General features: G+C 37.1%; 22 protein-coding genes. 17 read left to right on the forward strand and 5 right to left on the reverse strand.

Translation table 11 applies throughout. The features are described from left to right. Window positions 1–6: 6 nt before the first annotated feature. Window positions 7–246, reverse strand: a complete 240-nt coding sequence (locus GX497_05265; GenBank protein HHY72623.1) for a lysogenization regulator HflD — start codon at window positions 244–246, stop codon at window positions 7–9. 135 nt (window positions 247–381) lie between these two features. Between GX497_05265 and GX497_05270 the strand changes: the two genes are divergently transcribed. Continuing rightward, window positions 382–1,104: an rRNA pseudouridine synthase gene (locus tag GX497_05270; GenBank protein ID HHY72624.1), complete on the forward strand. Its 723-nt coding sequence runs from the start codon at window positions 382–384 to the stop codon at window positions 1,102–1,104. A 37-nt stretch (window positions 1,105–1,141) separates the two neighbouring features. Here the strand turns inward: GX497_05270 and GX497_05275 are convergent, their stop codons facing one another. Beyond that, window positions 1,142–1,357, reverse strand: a complete 216-nt coding sequence (locus GX497_05275) for a DeoR family transcriptional regulator (protein ID HHY72625.1) — start codon at window positions 1,355–1,357, stop codon at window positions 1,142–1,144. A 301-nt stretch (window positions 1,358–1,658) separates the two neighbouring features. Here GX497_05275 and pepV point away from each other — a divergent pair, with 301 nt between their 5' ends. The 6 genes from pepV to GX497_05305 are packed head-to-tail and all read left to right on the forward strand — an operon-like array spanning window position 1,659 to window position 8,260. Further along, a complete protein-coding gene (gene pepV / locus GX497_05280) occupies window positions 1,659–3,101 on the forward strand; it encodes a dipeptidase PepV (GenBank protein HHY72626.1) in 1,443 nt (480 codons plus the stop codon). A 36-nt stretch (window positions 3,102–3,137) separates the two neighbouring features. Continuing rightward, entirely contained in the window at window positions 3,138–3,530 is a 393-nt protein-coding gene (locus tag GX497_05285) for a CidA/LrgA family protein (protein HHY72627.1), read from the forward strand. After that, a complete protein-coding gene (locus GX497_05290) occupies window positions 3,527–4,213 on the forward strand; it encodes an LrgB family protein (protein HHY72628.1) in 687 nt (228 codons plus the stop codon). Before GX497_05285 ends, GX497_05290 begins: the two co-directional genes overlap by 4 nt. A 17-nt stretch (window positions 4,214–4,230) precedes the next feature. Beyond that, complete coding sequence (locus tag GX497_05295) at window positions 4,231–5,256, forward strand: NERD domain-containing protein (GenBank protein ID HHY72629.1); 1,026 nt, start codon at window positions 4,231–4,233, stop codon at window positions 5,254–5,256. A 30-nt stretch (window positions 5,257–5,286) separates the two neighbouring features. Beyond that, window positions 5,287–7,440 carry a type I pullulanase gene (gene pulA, locus GX497_05300; GenBank protein HHY72630.1) on the forward strand — a complete coding sequence of 718 codons (2,154 nt, stop codon included), beginning with the start codon at window positions 5,287–5,289 and terminating at the stop codon, window positions 7,438–7,440. Window positions 7,441–7,465: 25 nt separating this feature from the next. Next, on the forward strand, window positions 7,466–8,260 hold the full coding sequence (locus GX497_05305; protein HHY72631.1) for a phosphotransferase family protein: 795 nt from the start codon (window positions 7,466–7,468) through the stop codon (window positions 8,258–8,260). A 6-nt stretch (window positions 8,261–8,266) separates the two neighbouring features. On the opposite strand, the gene GX497_05310 is transcribed toward GX497_05305, so the two are convergent. Next, window positions 8,267–8,551, reverse strand: a complete 285-nt coding sequence (locus tag GX497_05310) for a hypothetical protein (GenBank protein ID HHY72632.1) — start codon at window positions 8,549–8,551, stop codon at window positions 8,267–8,269. A 74-nt stretch (window positions 8,552–8,625) separates the two neighbouring features. On the opposite strand from GX497_05310, the gene trmB reads away from it, so the two are divergent. Next, complete coding sequence (trmB, locus tag GX497_05315) at window positions 8,626–9,267, forward strand: tRNA (guanosine(46)-N7)-methyltransferase TrmB (protein HHY72633.1); 642 nt, start codon at window positions 8,626–8,628, stop codon at window positions 9,265–9,267. 11 nt (window positions 9,268–9,278) lie between these two features. Here trmB and GX497_05320 read toward each other — a convergent pair whose 3' ends face one another. Next, window positions 9,279–9,587 carry a hypothetical protein gene (locus GX497_05320; GenBank protein HHY72634.1) on the reverse strand — a complete coding sequence of 103 codons (309 nt, stop codon included), beginning with the start codon at window positions 9,585–9,587 and terminating at the stop codon, window positions 9,279–9,281. 222 nt (window positions 9,588–9,809) lie between these two features. Here GX497_05320 and GX497_05325 point away from each other — a divergent pair, with 222 nt between their 5' ends. The 8 genes from GX497_05325 (at window position 9,810) to ytxJ (ending at window position 17,336) form a co-directional block, all read left to right on the forward strand. After that, complete coding sequence (locus tag GX497_05325; protein HHY72635.1) at window positions 9,810–10,883, forward strand: M42 family metallopeptidase; 1,074 nt, start codon at window positions 9,810–9,812, stop codon at window positions 10,881–10,883. A gap of 11 nt (window positions 10,884–10,894) precedes the next feature. Beyond that, window positions 10,895–11,425: a hypothetical protein gene (locus GX497_05330; protein ID HHY72636.1), complete on the forward strand. Its 531-nt coding sequence runs from the start codon at window positions 10,895–10,897 to the stop codon at window positions 11,423–11,425. 49 nt (window positions 11,426–11,474) lie between these two features. Further along, entirely contained in the window at window positions 11,475–12,269 is a 795-nt protein-coding gene (locus GX497_05335; protein HHY72637.1) for a DUF1444 domain-containing protein, read from the forward strand. Between the two features lie 21 nt (window positions 12,270–12,290). Beyond that, a complete protein-coding gene (locus GX497_05340; GenBank protein HHY72638.1) occupies window positions 12,291–14,591 on the forward strand; it encodes a DNA translocase FtsK in 2,301 nt (766 codons plus the stop codon). Between the two features lie 142 nt (window positions 14,592–14,733). Next, entirely contained in the window at window positions 14,734–16,035 is a 1,302-nt protein-coding gene (locus GX497_05345; protein ID HHY72639.1) for a UDP-N-acetylmuramate--L-alanine ligase, read from the forward strand. 148 nt (window positions 16,036–16,183) lie between these two features. Beyond that, on the forward strand, window positions 16,184–16,624 hold the full coding sequence (locus GX497_05350; protein ID HHY72640.1) for a DUF948 domain-containing protein: 441 nt from the start codon (window positions 16,184–16,186) through the stop codon (window positions 16,622–16,624). Continuing rightward, window positions 16,617–16,991 carry a YtxH domain-containing protein gene (locus GX497_05355; protein ID HHY72641.1) on the forward strand — a complete coding sequence of 125 codons (375 nt, stop codon included), beginning with the start codon at window positions 16,617–16,619 and terminating at the stop codon, window positions 16,989–16,991. The genes GX497_05350 and GX497_05355 overlap by 8 nt, the downstream gene beginning before the upstream one ends. Window positions 16,992–17,009: 18 nt before the next feature. After that, window positions 17,010–17,336 (forward strand): bacillithiol system redox-active protein YtxJ, encoded by a 327-nt coding sequence (gene ytxJ / locus GX497_05360; GenBank protein ID HHY72642.1) that lies wholly within the window; start codon window positions 17,010–17,012, stop codon window positions 17,334–17,336. A 34-nt stretch (window positions 17,337–17,370) separates the two neighbouring features. Here the strand turns inward: ytxJ and GX497_05365 are convergent, their stop codons facing one another. Further along, window positions 17,371–19,536, reverse strand: coding sequence for a cell division protein FtsA (locus tag GX497_05365; GenBank protein ID HHY72643.1), 2,166 nt, complete (start codon window positions 19,534–19,536; stop codon window positions 17,371–17,373). A 172-nt stretch (window positions 19,537–19,708) separates the two neighbouring features. Between GX497_05365 and GX497_05370 the strand changes: the two genes are divergently transcribed. Next, entirely contained in the window at window positions 19,709–20,785 is a 1,077-nt protein-coding gene (locus GX497_05370; protein ID HHY72644.1) for a bifunctional 3-deoxy-7-phosphoheptulonate synthase/chorismate mutase, read from the forward strand. The last annotated feature ends 230 nt before the right edge of the window (window positions 20,786–21,015 follow it).

Genomic DNA, 21,015 nt, shown 5'->3' on the forward strand with positions numbered 1-21,015 from the left:
TCTTATTTACCACTGTTCTTGGGTAATACCGAATTGTCGTTCAACCCGCTGTAGGCGGCGGTTTAATCTGTTAAGACGTTCTGTATTGCGCTGTAGTTGATTTTCAAGTTGCTCTAAGCGCCGATTTACGTTCCCTCCACCGCTAGGAAATCCTCCACTGGGAAATCCCCCACTTGTAGGAAATCCACTGCTAGGGAATCCGCTAGGGAAGCCATATTGTCGCTCATAGTCATAATAATAGCTCATGATTTTCTCTCCTTTTCTTGATGTACATATTACCTTACTAATCTATGCGAAATAGGTTATTGTGGACTAAACGGATGCCCATTTAAGAAAATGGTGAGGGTTGTTGCAAAATTAAATGAATGGGAGGGCTTTGAAGTGAGAATTGATAAGCTGCTAGCGAATGCTGGCTTCGGAAGTAGGAAAGAGGTTAAGAAATTATTGAAGACAGGTGCGGTCCAAATAAACGATAACGTTGTAAAAGATCCTCAGACCCACCTCAATCCTGAAACAGATCATGTAACTGTTCACGGGGGAATCGTAGCATACAAAGAGTTTATTTATTTAATGATGAATAAACCTATGGGTGTTATTTCGGCAACAGAAGATCAATACGATGAAACGGTGATTGATTTACTTGAAATGGAAGATCAAATCTATGAGCCTTTTCCCGTGGGCCGCCTTGATAAAGATACGGTCGGTTTATTATTATTAACGAATGACGGTCAATTAGCACATCAGCTTTTATCGCCGAAAAAACATGTACCGAAAACATATTATGCGAAAATTGCTGGAATTGTAACTAAGGATGATATAACAGCATTTGAAAATGGCGTAACTCTTGATGACGGTTATAAAACAAAGCCAGCAGAGCTTGTTATATTGTCCACTGATGCTGCTGAAAATCGCTCGGAAATTGAATTAACAATAACAGAGGGGAAATTTCATCAAGTGAAGCGAATGTTTGAGGCTGTGAATAAAAAGGTTACTTTTTTAATGCGAATAAAAATGGGGCCGATATCACTTGATGAATCGTTAAAACCAGGCGAATACCGGGAGCTTGATGATGAGGAAGTTGAAGTGTTAAAGCTCAATAAATAAAGGGCTGTACTGAATTACTCGGTACAGCCTTTCAATCTTATGATATCTTTACTTTCTTTTCGGTTGTTGTCCAGATGCCACGACTCGGACTCATTACTAAATTATTGAAGGTTAGGACATTTAAATCTCTTTGAATTGTCCGAGATGTCGTGCCAAATTCTTCAACAAGCTCTTGTGTTGAAACAGAGCCTTTTTCATTAATAAATAAGTAGACTGACTTAATGCGGTTAAGCATTCGGGAAGTCGGATTCAAAAAACCACTCCTTAATATTTTGTTCAAACATATTTGAACAAGAAATTAAATAGAGGTGCATTGTTATTTATTATTATTGTACACTATTTTTCTTAATAATAACTACTGAAATGGTAAAATTAACACAATATTTACATTATTCATAATTACAATTAGACTTGTATACATGAAAGTAGCTTGGATTAGTCACTCCAATTCGTTCATTTTCTTAATAAAATATATGCAATACAGCTTAAACTTTATGACTAGTTAGCAAAGGCTATAAATGGTTTTAAAAATTGTTGCGAAAGGAAAGGTGACAATGAATAGGGTTGATGGTGTTCATTGGTGTGCTGAAGTTGAGAAGCGGAAGCATCAATTAATTCAGGATACACAGGATTTTCTGCGGATTAACAGTGTGTTAGATGAGGAAAGAGCAACAACGGAGGCACCGTTAGGGCAAGGAATTGCAAATGCACTAAACTTTATCCTTATGAAAGGGCAAAACGATAGTTTTAAAGTAAAAAATGTAGATGGGCTAGCAGGACATATTGAATATGGAGAAGGAACGGAATTACTCGGAATCTTATGCCATGTTGATGTAGTACCGGAAGGTGATGGCTGGACTAGTGACCCTTACAGTGCGGAAATAAGAGATGGGAAAATATATGCTCGTGGGGCGATAGATGATAAAGGGCCCACAATGGCCGCTTATTATGCACTGAAAATTGTAAAAGAGCTTGGACTACCGTTAAGGAAAAGAGTTAGAATAATAGTAGGTACGGATGAAGAAAGCCAGTGGCGTTGCGTAGACCATTATTTCAAACATGAAGAAATGCCAACGATTGGTTTTGCGCCAGATGCAGATTTTCCAATCATCAATGCGGAAAAAGGAATATTTGATTTTGTGCTAGAGCAAAACATGACAGAGCAAAATAGTGATGAATGGAATGAAGTAGCTTTAGAAACATTTCATGCGGGCAGGCGACTAAATATGGTCCCTGATTTAGCCGAAACTACTATTAGTTGTAAATATAAAGAAGTGCTTATTAAGGTAAAAGATGCTTTTAAGAATTATCTAAATGAAAATGGTCTTACCGGAACGGCAACAACGGATAATAACACTGTTCAGCTCCGCTTAGAAGGGATATCTGCTCATGGGATGGAGCCAAACAAAGGGAAAAATGCAGGCTTGTTATTGAATAAATTTTTGTCAAACGAGATGGGTCATGATTTGGATAGGCAAGGTAGTGCGTTTGTGTCCTTCGTGCAAAAATATTTTGGCGAAGATACGCGCGGCAAAGAGCTTGGTATTGCTTTTCTCGATGAAATACTAGGAGAGTTGACAATCAATAACGGAATGATTTCCTATCAAAAAAATGAAGGTGGAAAAATCGGCTTAAATCTTCGTTATCCATTCACACATGATATTGAACAAACGAAGCAAAAAATTAGTCATATTTCAGAAAGTAACCATTTTATATTTACTGAACTGAGTGATTCAAAACCACATTATGTGGACAGGGCTCATCCATTAATTAAATCGCTGCAAAAGGTTTATGAGGAGCAAACAGGAGATCAAGCGGAGTTAATCGCCATTGGCGGCGGTACTTATGCCCGTTCATTAAAGGCTGGTGTAGCGTTTGGGCCTTTATTTCCTGGGCGGTCTGATGTTGCCCATCAAAAGGATGAATATATTGAAATCGAGGACTTATTAAAAGCAACTGCTATTTATGCGCAAGCCATATATGAGTTGGCAAAATAATTAAACTTTAATATTGCACTTCAGGGGGGCTTGGGGATGTATTTTCGGATTATTTTTCAAATTGGTATTCTTTATTTGTTTTACTACATAGGTTTATGGATTCAAACCACCTTCCATTTAGTAATGCCGGGGAGCATTATTGGGATGCTCCTTTTATTCGGTTTATTGATGACGGGAAAGTTTAAAGCGGCGTGGGTTGAAAAAGGGGCAAGTTTTTTACTCGCCCATTTGTCATTATTATTTATTCCTATCACTGTCGGGGTTATTGACTTTTTTGATTTATTTAAAGGCCGTGGTTTATTTTCAATTATCGTCGTTAGCTTAAGCACTATTTTAGTTATGGTGACATCTTCGTTTGTTAGCCAATGGCTTGCAGAGAGGAAAGAGGGCCGAATACAGCTGCGATCCGAGGATGGGAGTAGACTATGAGTTTCGTTATTGCATTTATTGCTATTATTGGTACAATCCTAACATATAATTTTATGAAAAAAGTATATATAAAGTTTTATACACCTTTTATGGTGCCAATTGTTACAGCAACAGTATTTTTAGTGTGCTTTTTATTATTGTTTCACATCCCCTATGAAACTTATATGGTTGGCGGGAAATGGATTGTCCATTTATTAGGACCGGCCGTCGTTGCCTTAGCTTATCCGTTATATAAACAAATGGCTACAATTAAGCAATTCGCCATTCCGATTATTACAGGAGTTTTTGTTGGAACGTTTGTTGGCATTATTAGCGGGATTGAATTAGCATTACTTTTTGATGTTGAACCATTAACGCTATATTCCCTCGTTCCAAAATCAGTTACTTCCCCAGTAGCAATGGATATTGCTACAGTAATCGGTGGAAATCCAACATTAGCTGCGGTTTTTGTAATGGTAGCAGGTGTTATAGGTGCTGTTTTAGGGCCATATCTGTTAAAATGGATACATGTAACCCATTTTATTGGAAGAGGAATAGGATTTGGTACGTCTGCACATGGGATTGGTACATCGAAGGCTTTGGAAATGGGAGAAAAGGAAGGAGCGCTTAGCTCAATTGCGATGACCCTTAGTACCATTTTTGCTTCGTTATTAAGTCCCTTTCTCGTACATCTATTATTATAAATTTGGAGGAAAGCCTTGTGGCACAGTTAATTAAATTACAGGATTTTATATCCCGTTATGAAACTGATATTTTCCGTTATCCAAGTCAATATTTACGTTTAAAAAGAGAACGCTGGGAATTAATCAAAGCTGCATGTTCTCTTGATGAGGGTAGTGTAGAAGATAAGCCGAATTTTGAAAATACTCAAAGTGGCGGTGTAAAATTCGCTGGTTTTGAGGATTATGATGAAGACTGGCTAGAAAGTGGGAAAAAAGGCGTACTTGGAACGATAAAACACTGGTTTAAAAAATCAAAAAATGGTGTGGAAACAGACGATATAAATACAGAATTTGATAATGAAGCACCAAATATTTTATGGGATAAAAGAAAAACAAAAGAAGAAATAAAGCAAGAATTTCTTGACGAAATCTTTCGCTTTCAAATCAATTGGGCAAGTTCGACGATTCTTGACCGCTCCTTTGTTGGTGAGGAGATTTATCATGATGATGTTCTGAAATACTTTTTACAACATTTCCCAGATAACTATTTTTTATTATATAAGCCTACTTTATTCGTAAAAAAAGCGCCGATTGATTTAGAGATTATTTTAATAAGCCCTGTGGCAACCTTTTGTATATCAATTGTTGAAAGCGATGAAATGAGCGTTTTTGAAATGGACCGAGGTCGCTATTGGTTTGAGACGATTGGGGAGAAAAATATTAAAAGGATCAATCCTTTGCTTTCTTTAAATCGGGCCGAAAGTTTAGTAAAGGGGTATTATAACCATTATAATGTTGAGATGCCGGTCCATAAAATTGTCCTATCTAGAACAGGATATATAGAAGGGAATTATGAACCACCTAATACATTTTTTGTTGATAAAAGAAATTATAGTGATTGGTATGCACGATTACGAAGGCTTCCATCCCCTATTAAATACGTTCAATTAAAAGGGGCACAGGCGCTTTTAAAACATACTCAGTCAACGTATGTGCGCAGGAATGAATGGGAGAAAACTGAAGATGAGATTTATTTTAATGATGATGATCCTGATTTTTTTTAACAAGTCGTAGCGACATATTTGAGGTGAAACATGAGCTGGTTTGAAGCATATTTAGATGAAATGGATATCGTTACTATCTTGTTTTCAAAAGAAAGGCCTTCAGTTGACCATAAACAATTTGTTTTAAGTGATGGAATCAAAACGTATTCCTTGTCAATTATAAAAACGGAACAATTATTAACGGAAACAAAATATATTTGCAAGTCATCGGCCGAAGTAGAACTTGGAAAAAAATATACCGTATCAGATTTCTTTGGCAATCAAACGGATCTACTCATTGGTTCTGTTATTCGGACAGCGAGATTTGACCAGTTGTTTTTTTATGACGGAAATGATTTAGGAGTAACCTTTTCGCCAAAGAAATCAATTTTCAAGGTATGGGCCCCAACAGCCGAGGGTGTTACGCTTTTATTTTACAATAAAAAAGGCCAAGTAATCCGGGCAATGAATATGGTGCGTGGCAATAAAGGGGTTTGGTCGCTAGAATTAGATGGAAATCATGAGGGGAAGTATTATCGTTATAATGTATATGTAAATAAAACTTGGCGTGATGCTGTCGATCCATATGTAAAAGCCGTGTCCGTGAATGGGGAATATGGAATTATAATTGACAGTGATAAAGCGTTTGTCCCTAGACAATCACAGCATTTGCCGCCCTTTACATCTCCGACAGACGCCATTATCTATGAAACTCATATTCGTGATTTTTCAATCCATCCGGAAAGCGGCGTAAAAAACAAAGGAAAATATGTAGCATTTTGTGAAGAAGGAACAAAAGGCCCTAATAATTGTTTGACATGTCTAGATTATATCGTTGATCTTGGCATTACTCATCTTGAACTCTTGCCGTTTAATGATTTTGGCGGGGTTAATGAAACATCTTGGCAGGAGCAATATAATTGGGGCTATAATCCTGTTCATTATAATGCACCAGAAGGAAGCTATGCAACAGATCCGTATGATCCTTATGTTCGCATTCGGGAAGCAAAGGAAATGATTGAAGCGCTTCATCGTAAAGGTATTCGTGTTATTATGGATGTCGTTTACAATCATGTTTATAAGCTTGAATATTCTTCCTTTAGAAAAATAGTTCCAGGGTATTACTTCCGTTATAACGAATTTGGGTTTCTATCTAATGGGACAGGAGTTGGAAACGATATTGCATCAGAACGTCTTATGGTGCGAAAATTCATTATTGATTCTGTCCTATACTGGATTAAAGAATATAATATTGATGGTTTTCGTTTTGATTTGATGGGGATATTGGATATTGAGACGATGAATGCAATCCGTTGTGCAATCGATGAAATTGACCCGTCAATCATTATGATCGGCGAAGGCTGGAATTTGGATACGGCATTACCTGTAAACGAACTGGCGATTATGAAGAATGCTACCAAAATGCCGAGGATTGCTCATTTTAATGATGTGTTCCGCAATACAGTAAAGGGCAGTATTTTTGATTTATTGGATCAAGGCTTTATTTCAGGCGATACAAAGGGTGTAGAAAGCTTGAAATATCTTTTTGCAGGTAGTATACGCCTTTCGAACGATGTAAAAGGAATGTTCTCATCACCGGCACAAAGTGTGAATTATGTAGAATGTCATGACAATCATACGCTATGGGATAAGTTGGCAATCTGTAATGCTGATGAATCTGTTGAAATTAGGAGAAAACGGCATTATCTTGCCATCGCCATCGCTTTACTTTCACAAGGAATACCTTTTCTCCACAGTGGTATGGAGTTTTTTCGGACAAAATATGGTGAAGGCAATAGCTATAATCAGCCTGATAAGATTAATCAGCTTGATTGGGCAAGAAAAAGCATGTACGAGAATTATATTCCTTTAATAAAAAAAATAATTGCAATTCGAAAAGCCCACCCAGCCTTTCGGTTGGCAACGGCCAAAAAAATTCGAAAACATTATACATGGTTGAACATATCACCTAATCTAGTTGGTTTTATGCTTGATGAATTAGCTGATATTGACTCTTGGAAAAAAATCATCGTGCTATTTAATAACGGCCTTATTCAAAAAGAATTTCTGCTGAATGATGATAATGTATGGAATATAGTAACATTTAGTGGAACAGATGATGTAAATAAAAGTGGAACGAGTCAAGTGAAAAATAAAGTGATGATTGAACCACTTTCAACATTGATTCTTTATAAAACATTCTAGAAAATGTAGGTGAACAGCATTGGATATTAGTTTAGGGTTAGGAAAAGGTTGGGAGGTTTTTCCCGCAGGTGGTGCCACTGGCGAAGCCTACATCGCTCAATATGAAGGCCAAAACAAACTTTTCCTGAAAAGAAATTCCTCCCCGTTTTTGGCTGTGTTATCTGCTGAAGGGATTGTGCCAAAGTTAATTTGGACAAAAAGAATGGAAAACGGCGATGTCATTACAGCACAACATTGGTTACAGGGGAGAGAGTTAAAACCAATTGATATGGCAAGCATTGCTGTTGCTACTCTTTTAAGTAAAATACATCATTCAAAAGAACTTCTTACTATGCTGCAAAAGCTTGGAAAAAAACAAATACCGCCAATCGAATTATTAGCGGCTTTAAAACAAAAATTAGCGCAAATGAATATGTCTGAAAATATTGTAGAGTCTTCTATTCGTTTTTTAGAGGAAGAGTTACCATATATAAATCAAGACATTTTATGTGTTTGTCATTGCGATATCAATCATAATAATTGGCTGATGAGTGATCATGAGGAACTATATTTAATTGATTGGGATGGAGCGATGATTGCGGACCCAGCTTTAGATTTGGGTCCATTACTATACTTGTATATCCCTAAAGAAAACTGGAAAGATTGGCTTGTCCATTATGGTATAGATTTGACTGTAGATTTGGAAAGAAGAATGCAATGGTACATTATTTACCAAGCAATAGCAGCAATTATATGGCATAACGATCGTAACGAAATTAGTCAATGCCAACAGTGGATTAGGGATTTAGAGCAAATGATGTATCCATTTTCTCAGGAATGATGTTGGCTATGTCAAATTATAATGGCTTATATCGTCAATCCACATGGATAAGTTATTTTTATGTTCGGTAATATGTTCATCCATATTTTTTGCATTTTGCCCATGCAAACTGTAGTTATAAACATCTAGCAAAGTATTTTTCATTTGTTCGTTCACTTGTTGATTTCCTAGTAATGACTGAATAAGTCTTTCCATTTGTTGACATTCAGACGCTGTACCACTGCAGTCAAGCTGATGATTTGTTAATATATCTTGTAATATGGATAATTGGTGTTTTTCATTTAAAGGCATTGTTATTCCTCCTTTTTTCTTTTCTTATAGTAAACAAAATAATAAAATAATATTCTCAGAGGGGGGTAATTTATATGAGATTGCGAAATAAACCATGGGCATATGATAAAATAAAAGAACATCCGAATGCGCTTATTGCTTCGCCAGAACACTTTTGCGGCAAATGGAAAACTGAGATTTTTCGTAATGGAAATCCAATCCACATTGAAATAGGGATGGGAAAAGGAACATTTATTAATGGAATGGCTAGACAACACTCGGAAATAAATTTTATTGGGGTTGAAAAATATACGAGTGTAATCGTCAGTGCGTTAGAGCTTACGCTTGAAAATAATCTGCCAAATGTGAGGTTATTAAATATAGATGCAAATACATTGCCAGCAATCTTTGAAAAAGGAGAGCTTTCACGAATTTATTTAAATTTTTCAGACCCGTGGCCGAAAAACAGACACGAAAAAAGACGATTAACCCATGAATCATTTTTAGCGATGTATGAAAGGGTGCTAGTGAAAGGTGGGGAAATACACCTGAAAACAGATAACCAAGGGCTATTTGAATATTCATTAGAAAGTTTTTCAAGATACGGGATGATTATTAAAAACATTAGCCTTGATCTCCATCATAGCGATATGAAGGGGAATGTCATGACAGAGTATGAAGAGAAGTTTTCGAAAAAAGGCAATAGGATTTACCGTTGTGAGGCGAAATTCCGTTAGGAAATTCGCCTTTACAATCGATTCACTTCAATAATCGTACCAGTTGTGGCATCAACTAAAAATTCATATTGCTCCTCTTTATGGTCAATTGTTCGCATAATGCCGCCGCGGTAAACTTTATAAGGAAGATTAAATTTCTTAATGCTTTCTGGATTCATATGGATCCAAGAACCATTAATAGGCCCCTCTTTTTTAAATGCTTTTTTAGCAAGCTGTAACGCTGTATCAGACGAAATGGTTTTCTTTTTTACGTTTTGGCTTACAACTGCACCAACAACAATTCCTGTGCAAAATCCAGCTAAAAGTTTATTCCAATTCATAATTATCACTCCAGTTTTTTATAAATCCGTATACAGTTTTTTTCCGTAGTTATTAAATGAAGCTCGAATTTACCGTATAATTTATACTATAAATAAGAAAGATGAAAAAATACAAGCAATTACCAAGTTGTATTTGAATAGTGTACAATTAATTTTGTAGTATTTTAAATATCATATACATAACTAGCTATTCATACACAACTATTGAAGGGGTTTTGTCAAATGAATAAAGAAACGCTACAGCTATTTAAAACATTAACAGAGCTTCCGGGAGCTTCTGGCTTTGAACATAATGTTCGTAAATTTATGAGAACTGAACTAGAAAAATATGCTGATGAAATGATACAAGACAATTTAGGTAGTATTTTTGGCGTTAAAAAAGGCCGTGGGGACGGACCTAAAGTAATGGTGGCAGGTCATATGGATGAAGTTGGCTTCATGGTCACGCAAATTACCGATAACGGTCTGCTCCGTTTTCAACCATTAGGTGGATGGTGGAACCAAGTGCTACTTGCCCAGCGTGTCGAAATAATAACAGATAACGGTCCGATTATTGGTGTTATTTCCTCTGTTCCTCCACATTTGCTTGATGAGGAGACAAGGAAAAAGCCGATGGATATTAAAAATATGTTAATTGACATTGGCGCGGATGATAAAGAAGATGCGATATGCCTTGGCATTAAACCAGGACAGCAAATTGTACCGATTTGCCCATTTACACCGATGGCAAATGAAAAGAAAATAGTAGCGAAGGCTTGGGATAATCGCTACGGCTGTGGCCTAGCCATTGAGCTTTTAAAAGAAACGAAAAACGAAACGCTGCCAAACATCCTTTATGCTGGAGCAACTGTTCAAGAAGAAGTTGGCTTGCGCGGGGCGCAGACAGCTGCCAACTTAATTCAACCAGATATTTTTTATGCACTAGATGCAAGCCCTGCAAATGATGCTTCTGGAGAAAAAGAAGTATTTGGTCATTTAGGCCATGGTGTATTATTAAGAATTCTTGATCGCACGATGGTTACCCATCGCGGGATTCGTGAGTTTATCCTTGATACTGCCGAAAGTGCGAAAATCCCTTACCAATATTTTGTATCGCAAGGCGGAACAGATGCTGGGCGTGTTCATACTACGAATAACGGTGTTCCATCAGCCGTAATCGGAATTTGCGCACGTTACATCCACACATCTGCTTCAATTATTCACGTTGATGATTATGCAGCCGCGAAAGAATTATTAGTAACCCTTGTAAGAAAAACAGATCAAACAACAATCGAAACAATTCGTAAAAATAGTTAGGGAGTGTAAAAATGAAGGTTTACAGCAAAATATTTGTTATACTTTTATTTAGTTTAATTATGTTAATTGGTTGCAGTGCTTCTAGTGATGAAGCGATTAACCAATCTAAAAAAATAGCAGAAACTACTTTTCAAGAAAAAGCAAAAACGCCAACAGAAACAACAAAGGGATTTAGCTACTATCTTCCAAAAGGATTTAAAATAGATGAGAAATTTGAAAATAACGTAATTTTAAAAAAAGAAAAGCAGGAATATATATTGTTTGTGAATCCACACGAACCACTTAAAAGTGACGTTCTTTTTAATGAATTGAAAAAAAGCGGGAAGGATGAAAAAAGCATAGCTACGTTTAAAGATGATAACCGCTTTGGCTACATAAGCATTACACCTGTAAAAGATAGGAAATATGAGGTTATCGTTGGAATTGGTGGGGTTAAAATGACGACGTTGACTTCAGCTAGTGATATGGTAAGTAATACAAAAGATATGATGGAAATTGCACATTCAGTACAGTACGGTAAGGAAAAAGGAACGGCAAAATAAGTAATTGTAGTTCATTTATCTTCAAACGGAAGGTGGATTGCTTATGAAAATGACAAGTTTAAAAATGAAAAATATTTTAAGCGAACGATTGCAAAGAAAGAATTGGACCATTGAATATGATCATAAAAGCGAACAGCTTCGCATTGAAGATAAAGAAACGAATAAGGGAATCACCATTTCTATGCCTACTATCGTTTCGAAGTGGGAAGATCGAAAGGAAAAAGCGATTGATGAAATCGTTTATTATGTGGAAGAAGCTTTGAAGGTGATGAGCGGTGAACAAAATTTAACTGGAAAAGAAAAAAGTATTTTTCCAGTGCTCCGTTCGAGCTCATTTCCTACAGAAACAAACGACGGAAAAAAGCTTTTATCGGAAGAGCATACAGCTGAAACGAGGATTTACTTTGCATTAGATTTAGGAACATCGTATCGATTGATAGATTTACCTTTAATTGAACTAGAAGGCTGGACGGAGGAACGCGTAAAAGAAGTCGCACGGTTTAATATTAGATCCTTACATTGTAATTTTAAAAAAGACGAAGTAGCAGGTAATCTATTTTATTTTATAAATACGAATGACGGCTATGATGCTAGCCGTATTTTAAATGATTCTTTATTAGAACAGATGCAGGGAAGAATAGAAGGCACAATGACTATAGCCATTCCTCACCAAGATGTTTTAATCTTCGGTGATATCCGAAATGAGCAAGGCTTTAACATTCTTGGCCAAATGACAATGCATTTTTTTGCGGAAGGTCGTGTACCGATTACTGCACTTCCATTTCTATATGAGAATAAAGAGCTTGAGCCAATCTTTGTATTAGCTCAAAATAAACGACATTAAGGTTTTAGAAAGAGTGATCGTATGAAGAATAATTGGTTTAAAAGGTTGTTTGGTTTAAATGAAGGGGAAGATGAAGAAAAAGAAGTTAGCAGCATATCGGAACAGGAAAATTCGAGCCAACAACGACCAGTCTATAATAGCCAAAATCAGGAAGCAAAGGTCGTCTATGATTATCCAAAGGGCCATTTTCGTTTTCCAGTAATACCAGATGCCAATAGTTACCAGAAGACAACTGAGACTTCTCATTCAAATTCAAATTGGACTATAAACACTAGTGTCCGAAGGAAGCAAAAAGCGGAACAACAGTACTTTACACATCCGCAAGCGGATGATGAATATGTTCCAAATATAACGAGAAAGGAATTTAGAAAAGAACAAAGAGGTCGAAGACAAAGCCGAGAACGAGAACAAACAAACATGACGGTTCACACAACTTCGAAAAAACCATTTAAACCAACTGAGGTTCCATCGCCGGTTTATGGGTTTTCAAGGCCAAAACGAGAATTTATTCATGAAGAAATAACAGAAACTGTAGAGACTTTAGAAGAAACAAGATTGGAACAAGAATTTCAAACATCTGAAGCTACAAAAATTGAGGCTGAAATTCAGACAAGCATTGATGATATAGAAATTGATGCTGAAGATATAGAAACCGATGATGTTACTGAAATTGCTGTCAAGGCTCAGACAACTAGTGATAATGTTGAAATTGAACCTGAGGTTGAACCTAAGGTTGAAGCCAATGACATTGAATCCATTAACGGCGCAGATGTTGTAGCAATTCATGAGGAAAGCCTGAAAGAAGAGACTAGAAAAAGAAGTGGCATCCCATTCAATGTGTTGATGTTAAAGCAAGATAAGGATGCTTTTAAAAGCAAACAGCCCGAGCCTCCAAAGGCAGTTCCTGAAAAAGGCGTTGCAAAGCCGCCTTTAAGCCTGCTTGAAGTGCCACCTTTAGAGGTTGAAGAGGATGAGGAATGGCTTCAAGAACAAAGTCGGCTTTTAGATTATGCGTTTGAAAGCTTCCATGTTGGAGCAAAGGTCGTGAAAGCAACGAAAGGACCAGCTGTTACGCAATTTGAAGTGCAGCCTGAGCTAGGTGTTCGCGTTAATAAAATTACGAATTTAGCAGATGATTTGAAGCTGGCTTTAGCTGCTAAAGACATCCGTATCGAAGCGCCAATCCCCGGGAAAAGTACAGTCGGTATTGAAGTGCCTAATCGCAAAAGTCGGCCTGTTTTAATTCGCGAAATTTTACGCAGTCCTGTATTCCAAAGGGATGCTTCACCGCTAGTTGTGGCGCTTGGTTTGGATATTTCTGGTCAACCGGTTGTTACTGATCTTAAGAAAATGCCTCATGGCTTAATTGCTGGGGCAACGGGGTCGGGAAAAAGTGTTTGCATTAACTCAATTATTATCAGTTTGCTTTACAAAGCTTCACCGCATGAAGTGAAGCTCATGTTAATCGACCCGAAAATGGTGGAGCTTGCACCATATAACAACCTGCCACATTTAGTTAGTCCGGTTATTACTGATGTAAAAGCGGCAACGGCAGCATTAAAATGGGCGGTAGAAGAAATGGAGCGGCGCTATGAGATTTTTGCTCATGAAGGTGTCCGCGATATTACCCGCTTTAATGAAAGGGTATTAAACGAAAACCCCCATGGGGAAATCATGCCTTACTTAGTGATTATTATTGATGAATTAGCGGATTTAATGATGGTTTCACCAACAGATGTTGAAGATGCCATTTGTCGTATCGCCCAAAAAGCACGCGCCTGCGGCATTCATTTGCTATTAGCTACCCAACGCCCTTCTGTTGACGTTATTACCGGCTTAATTAAAGCAAATGTACCTACAAGAATTGCTTTTTCTGTTTCATCCCAGGTTGATTCTAGAACGATTATTGATATTAGTGGGGCTGAAAAGCTTTTAGGGCGAGGCGATATGCTCTTTTTAGAAAATGGCGCCAATAAGCCTGTGCGAATTCAAGGTAATTTTGTTAAGGATGAAGAGATTGAAAGAGTTACTCATTTTGTTCGGAAGCAAATGAAGCCAAATTATTTATTCGTACAAGAAGAATTGATGAAACAATCATTTGATGTCGGTATTGATGATGAATTATTCGAAGAAGCCTGCCAGTTTGTCATCGAACAGGATGGTGCATCTGCTTCAGGTTTGCAGCGGCGTTTTCGAATCGGCTATAATCGTGCCGCTAGATTAGTAGATATGATGGAAGCGCAAGGAATCGTCTCTGAAGCGAAAGGCTCGAAACCACGTGAAATTCTTGTCACAAAGGAGCAACTAGAAAGTAGGCAATAAGATGATTTAAACTACAACAAAAGACAAAAGATATGTATAATGAAAAATACAGCCTATAAAAAACAGGCTCGTAATAACTTCTATTACATATACTGACATTAGTGAATGATAGCTACGATTTAGATTTGTGGAGGTTTCTTTTATGACAGTTTACCACTTTGTCGGAATCAAAGGGACTGGGATGAGTGCTTTGGCGCAAATTCTTCATGATATGAATTATGAAGTTCAAGGTTCTGACGTTGATAAACGCTTTTTTACACAACAAGCATTGGAAAATAAACATATTAAAATTTTGCCATTTTCAAGTGAGAATATAAAAAGCGGCCAAATTGTAATTGCTGGAAATGCATTTCCGGATGATCACGAAGAAATTGCTGAAGCCAATAGGCAAGGTTTACCTGTATACCGCTACCACAACTTTTTAGGAAATCTTATTGAAGAGTTTATTAGTATTGCTGTAACTGGTGCCCATGGCAAAACATCAACAACAGGGCTTTTGGCGCATGTTTTGAAGGCGGCAGAGCCGACTTCTTATCTTATTGGGGATGGTACAGGTGTCGGTACGGAAAATGGAAAGTATTTCGTTTTTGAAGCTTGTGAATATCGGCGCCATTTTCTAAAATATCACCCGGATTATGCGGTGATGACCAATATTGATTTTGATCACCCCGATTATTTTAGCGGCATAGATGATGTCTTTCATGCTTTTCAAGAAATGGCACTGCAAGTGAAAAAAGGCATTATTGCCTGTGGTGATGATGAACAGCTCCAGAAAATACAAGCGAATGTTCCTGTAGTGTATTATGGTTTTAACCCTGAAAACGACTTTGAGGCGAGAAATGTTAATAAAACCACAGAAGGTACATCATTTGATGTGTTTATTCGAAATACCTTTTTTTCGTCCTTTAGCATTCCAACTTATGGGGATCATAACGTTCTGAATGCATTGGCAGTCATTGCGCTATGTCATTATGAGGAAATACCTGTAGAAATAATCACAAGCCAGCTGTTAACATATCAAGGTGTAAAACGCAGATTTAGTGAAAAAAATTTAGGCAACCAAGTATTAATTGATGATTATGCACATCATCCAACAGAAATAAAAGCAACGATTGAAGCAGCTCGGCAAAAGTATCCTGATAGGGACATCGTTACTATTTTCCAACCGCATACCTTTACACGGACACAAACGTTTTTAAGCCAATTTGCCGAAAGCCTTGCACTCGCTGATTACGTTTATTTATGTGATATTTTCGGCTCTGCACGTGAAAACAATGGCAAGTTAACGATAAATGATTTACAGGATAAAATTGAAAACGCGAAGCTGTTAACAGAAGGGAATTCGTCGATCTTAAAACAGCACGATGACGGAGTTTTAATTTTTATGGGTGCAGGCGATGTTCAAAAATTTCAAGAGGCTTATGAAAAAATATACGAGAGCTAATTACTATAAAGGAAACTAGACAACAGGACGCAGTAGACGCGCCCTGTTTTTTATTTCGGTAAATCTATCCAATTCATGATAATTTTTGGTATAGTAATAGTAGAGGTTATAATAGAGTGAGTATCCAATTGGAGGAGGGAACGTCGTAATGGTCGAAATATTATATTTTAGCGTTGCTTTAATTGCAGTTGCATTCACAATCCTCGTCATTTATTTGAATAAAATGCTTAACTCTGTTAAACAAACGATGGACAGCGTGGCACATACATTAGAAGGGCTTGAAAAACAGCTACAAGGTGTTACTTCTGAAACAGCAACTTTGCTCCATAAAACAAATGAATTAATGGAGGATATCCAAAATAAGTCAGAAAAGGTAAACTCTTTAGTAACATCGATTTCAGAAGTAGGGGAGACTGTCCAACGCTTAAACACTTCTTTTCGCAAGGTTGCTAATCAAGTTAGCTATGGTGCTGAGCAGAAGCATGAATCAGTTTCACAGGTTGTTAGCTGGAGTTCGGCTGCCATTGATATTTGGAAGCGCCTAAAAGAGGCAAAAAGACAAAAAATAGGAGGAGATGCAAATGAGTAATAATCAAGATCAAATTAATAGCAAGGACTTTTTAATTGGAACATTAATCGGTGGGATTGTTGGGGCATCAATGGCGTTATTATGGGCACCTAAATCTGGAAGAGAGCTTCGCACTTCCATTAACGAGCAGGCAATAATTGCGAAAGAAAAGGGTGGAAAGCTAGCTGAAAGCGCGAAGCAAAAAACAACGACTTTGCTAGATAAAGTTAAAAACTCAGGATGTTGTAAAACAGAAGAAGAGTTGTTTGATGATCAATTAATAGCAATTGAAGGACCAATTGCTGAAACAGCTTCCGCTACAGAAGCTGAGGTAACAGAAAACGATTTAAGTGTAGAAGAAAGCATAGAACAGGATGCTAGAAAATAGTTTTAGTAGGAGTAGTGTATGAAGAGACAACAATTAATATCAGTTGATGCATTTAATGACGTTTTAACAAGCAATGAAAAATTCTTGCTTATTAAGCATAGTTTAACATGTCCGATTAGTGGAACTGCCTTTGAAGAATATGAGAAATTTGTGGCTCAATCAGATTTTCCAACTTTTTATTTATATGTTCAAGAAGCGAGACCGCTTTCCAACTATATTGCGGAAACATTCGCGGTAAAGCATGAATCCCCGCAAGCCATTATTTTCGAAGGTGGCAAAGTGATATGGTATGCATCCCATTGGGATATTACTGAATCTAGTTTAAAACAAGCGATTGAAAAATGAGGCTCCCTTTAGAGGATAGCCTCATTCTTCCTTTTTATGTTTGGCTGTTTACAGCTGGCCATTGAATCGCCAGTTCGTCACCAGGTGCTAGTTTGTCATAGAATGTGGCATCTTGTCCATTTTTTAATAATGTGAAATTTCCCGAATGTTCGCTTGGAAATTGGATTTGGACATACCGAAAGATATCTTGAAAAATAAACGGCTCTACTTTTTTTTCTATCGCTTCGATTTCATCCCCTGAAAATAACACGCTGTCCTCATGTAGCAATTCTCCATTACGGAATAGTTCGATAGCTGATTTTTGTAAGGAAATCTGTTTTCCATTAAAAATAACTGGAATTTGATAATACAAGGAAAGTCCTTTTTCATGTAAAAATTCTTTAAGTTTAGGTTTGTCTTCTTGTTTAATTGTAATGTTATCTTGATCATTGATTACAGCGCTGAAATTAGATTCTAATCCGTTTTTATAAATCTTTGCTGCGAATTTTGGCAATGTAACCTTTGTCCGATTGTAATAGACATGAAAGGGTTCCATTAATTGCTTAAGATTAGTAAAATTTATAATCTGAAACAGCTCGTTCATTGTTTTTGGATAAATTGTTTCAACGATATCATGATCTTGTAAAGATTCTTCAGCTGTTACCTTTTCTCCATTTTTGTAAATGACCATTTCAACATCAACAGACTGTTCATTAATCGAAATTTGCATTGATGGTCCAACTTCAATTAAGTCCTTGATTTTTATTTCAGCAGGCTTCCCATCTGCTCCTTTTTCAACAATGATTGAATCTCCCTCGTTTATCGAATCATCATCAAGTGAAGTTTGTTGCCCGTTTTTTAGAATAGTGGGCGGACCGCCGTGAATGCCTGGTATCGTAATATCGCGGTTATTTAAAGTAATAATCATTGCCATTCCAGGCTTTCCGTATAGTCTACCTAACTCAATCTCTGATGCTAATAAGCAATCCCCAACCGTTAGTTTTTTCATATCAAAAAGGCGTACAGGTAGATTGTTTACAGTAACGGAAATGTAGTGAATTGGGCTTTGCCTTGCAGCAATGGCAATCCCGATTGGCGTTACTAATTCAGGTCCTTTATTAATATGTTCAGCGAATTCAAGATTTTGGATGGCATCAATCCCTCTAATGGCTACACGATTTTCGGGAAGACTAAGCTTTTTCGCTAATAATGCTGGTAATTCCGGCGTTAAACTACCGCCTCCAACAAGCATAACGGCCTTCGGAGCGATATGATTGTTTAACGCTAAAATTTCCTCACTTATAGAAGTTGCTAGCTTGTCCAAGTTTCCTATTATTTTTTCAATTACTTCTTCTTTTGGTATTTCTGTTTCAAATCCTAAAATATCGGTAATTGTAATTTGATTACATGTAGATAAATCTCTTTTCGCTTTCTCAGCTAGTGGGAAATCGAGCAAGTATTGGTCACTGATGGCTTCTGTTATTTCGTCGCCTGCAATCGGGACCATTCCATAAGCAATCACTGTCCCTGAATCAGTAACAGCAATATCCGAAGTACCAGCGCCAATGTCAACTAAGGCAACATTTAATCTTCTCATTGAAGGTGGAATAAGCACATTAATGGCTGCAATTGGTTCAAGGGTTAAAGCTTCCATTTCAAGATTGGTCCGATGAAGGGCTGCAAGCAGTGATTCAACAACAACCTTAGGCAAAAAAGTAGCAATAACTTCGACTGAAGCCTCTTTACCCTGTTGGTCAACAAGACTACCAATCTCCTCATCATCAAGTAAATATCTTAGAACGGAATAGCCTACACAATAATAATGAACGCTTTGTGTGGAGGTATTTTCTAAAGCTAATTCCTTTTGTGCTTGTTGAACGGCAGTTAGTTCTAGATGGATAATATCCTGCTTATTTATGAAAGGTTTACCTGCAATCTCAACAGAAACCTTTGCTCGCTTTGTTTTCAGCGCGCGCCCGGCTGCGGCAACACAAACCTTTTTTAAAGTTCCATGTCTGCCTTCTAATTTTTCTTTAATCTCTTGAATAAGCTTCGAAACGGCTAGGACATCATGAATTTGTCCGTCCAGCATGGCGCGGTTTTTATGTTCTTTCGCTTCTATATCTACAATTTCATAGCCGTTGTCTGTTTCTTTTAAAATAATTCCGTTAACAGACCTTGTGCCGATATCTAGGGCAAATAGTAAAGATTGGTCGACCAAGAAAAACACCTTCCTTTTAAAAACTAATATTCCTTTAATGCTTAAAAGCGGTGAATTATTAAAGAGGTTCTTCGTGACATTTACTTCTATATTGTTTATAATAAACTCTAATCATTTAGAAATGTACCATAAATTTAAAATCTTATAAACAATTTACAGGGAGGAAATTCAAATGAGTAATGTTGAATTAGATTCACTACGCGCCCAACTTGACGAAGTAAATGTAAAGCTTTTAGAATTAATTAATAAACGAGGTGAACTCGTTAAGGAGATTGGAAAAGTAAAGGAAAAGCAAGGTGTGAATCGCTTTGACCCTGTTCGTGAGCGCCATATGTTAAATTTAATCCTCGAAAACAACGATGGACCATTTGAAAGTTCCACTATTCAACATATATTTAAAGAAATCTTTAAAGCAGGCTTAGAATTGCAAGAAGATGATCATCGTAAGGCGTTGCTCGTTTCTCGTAAGAAAAAAGCCGATGACACAATCATTGATATAAAGGGTGAAAAGATTGGTAACGGTAGCGTCCATTTTGTAATGGGTCCCTGTTCGGTTGAATCATATGAACAAACAAGGGCAGTTGCTGAAGCTATTAAAAAACATGGCTTAAAGCTGTTGCGCGGCGGAGCATATAAGCCAAGAACCTCTCCATATGATTTCCAAGGTTTAGGCTTGGAAGGGTTAAAAATTTTAAAAAGAATTGCTGATGAATTTGATTTAGCAGTCATTAGTGAAATCGTCACGCCATCTGATTTGGAAGCAGCGGTAGAATATCTTGACGTCATCCAAATAGGGGCTCGTAATATGCAAAACTTCGAACTATTAAAGGCTGCCGGACAGGTTAAGAAGCCAATCTTTTTGAAAAGAGGTTTATCAGCAACGATTTCAGAATTCATCAATGCGGCTGAATATATTTATTCAGAAGGAAATGGCAATATTATTTTATGTGAACGTGGCATTCGCACATATGAAACAGCAACGAGAAATACATTAGATATTACAGCTGTACCAATTCTAAAGCAGGAAACACACTTGCCTGTCATGGTAGACGTGACCCATTCAACAGGCAGAAGAGACTTGTTATTACCGGCAGCAAAAGCGGCAATTGCGATTGGTGCGGATGGGGTAATGGCTGAAGTTCATCCAGACCCAGCTGTTGCCTTATCTGATTCAGCACAGCAAATGGATATTCCGACATTTGATAAATTTATGACGGAATTACTTCATAATGTGAAGGTAAGAGCGTAGTTTAATAAATATTTTTTAAAATTGGGCTAACCCGGAGCGGGGAGGCCTTTTTTGTCTGGACAAGGGGTTACAATGCGGTCAAAATAGGTATACTCCGTGCAAACATGGCCACCAAAAGGATTATGGCTTGTGGCATACTTGCACATTCTAAGATTGACCTAGACGAAGTTTGAACTTGACATTAGTTTAAGCTACAATCTACTTATATTTTAACGTATAATAAATGTATA

Origin of the sequence: Bacillus sp. (in: firmicutes) (assembly GCA_012842745.1) — a bacterium.
Lineage (GTDB): Bacteria > Bacillota > Bacilli > Bacillales > Bacillaceae_J > Schinkia.

What these genes read in the sequence shown, in the direction of transcription:
- GX497_05355 (HHY72641.1), top strand. Translation starts at nt 16,617, where the DNA reads ATGAGTAATAATCAAGATCAAATTAATAGCAAGGACTTTTTAATTGGA.
- pulA (HHY72630.1), top strand. Translation starts at nt 5,287, where the DNA reads ATGAGCTGGTTTGAAGCATATTTAGATGAAATGGATATCGTTACTATC.
- GX497_05345 (HHY72639.1), top strand. Translation starts at nt 14,734, where the DNA reads ATGACAGTTTACCACTTTGTCGGAATCAAAGGGACTGGGATGAGTGCT.
- GX497_05290 (HHY72628.1), top strand. Translation starts at nt 3,527, where the DNA reads ATGAGTTTCGTTATTGCATTTATTGCTATTATTGGTACAATCCTAACA.
- GX497_05330 (HHY72636.1), top strand. Translation starts at nt 10,895, where the DNA reads ATGAAGGTTTACAGCAAAATATTTGTTATACTTTTATTTAGTTTAATT.
- trmB (HHY72633.1), top strand. Translation starts at nt 8,626, where the DNA reads ATGAGATTGCGAAATAAACCATGGGCATATGATAAAATAAAAGAACAT.
- GX497_05310 (HHY72632.1), bottom strand. Translation starts at nt 8,551, where the DNA reads ATGCCTTTAAATGAAAAACACCAATTATCCATATTACAAGATATATTA.
- GX497_05285 (HHY72627.1), top strand. Translation starts at nt 3,138, where the DNA reads ATGTATTTTCGGATTATTTTTCAAATTGGTATTCTTTATTTGTTTTAC.
- GX497_05370 (HHY72644.1), top strand. Translation starts at nt 19,709, where the DNA reads ATGAGTAATGTTGAATTAGATTCACTACGCGCCCAACTTGACGAAGTA.
- GX497_05350 (HHY72640.1), top strand. Translation starts at nt 16,184, where the DNA reads ATGGTCGAAATATTATATTTTAGCGTTGCTTTAATTGCAGTTGCATTC.
- pepV (HHY72626.1), top strand. Translation starts at nt 1,659, where the DNA reads ATGAATAGGGTTGATGGTGTTCATTGGTGTGCTGAAGTTGAGAAGCGG.
- GX497_05320 (HHY72634.1), bottom strand. Translation starts at nt 9,587, where the DNA reads ATGAATTGGAATAAACTTTTAGCTGGATTTTGCACAGGAATTGTTGTT.
- GX497_05340 (HHY72638.1), top strand. Translation starts at nt 12,291, where the DNA reads ATGAAGAATAATTGGTTTAAAAGGTTGTTTGGTTTAAATGAAGGGGAA.
- GX497_05325 (HHY72635.1), top strand. Translation starts at nt 9,810, where the DNA reads ATGAATAAAGAAACGCTACAGCTATTTAAAACATTAACAGAGCTTCCG.
- ytxJ (HHY72642.1), top strand. Translation starts at nt 17,010, where the DNA reads ATGAAGAGACAACAATTAATATCAGTTGATGCATTTAATGACGTTTTA.
- GX497_05335 (HHY72637.1), top strand. Translation starts at nt 11,475, where the DNA reads ATGACAAGTTTAAAAATGAAAAATATTTTAAGCGAACGATTGCAAAGA.
- GX497_05265 (HHY72623.1), bottom strand. Translation starts at nt 246, where the DNA reads ATGAGCTATTATTATGACTATGAGCGACAATATGGCTTCCCTAGCGGA.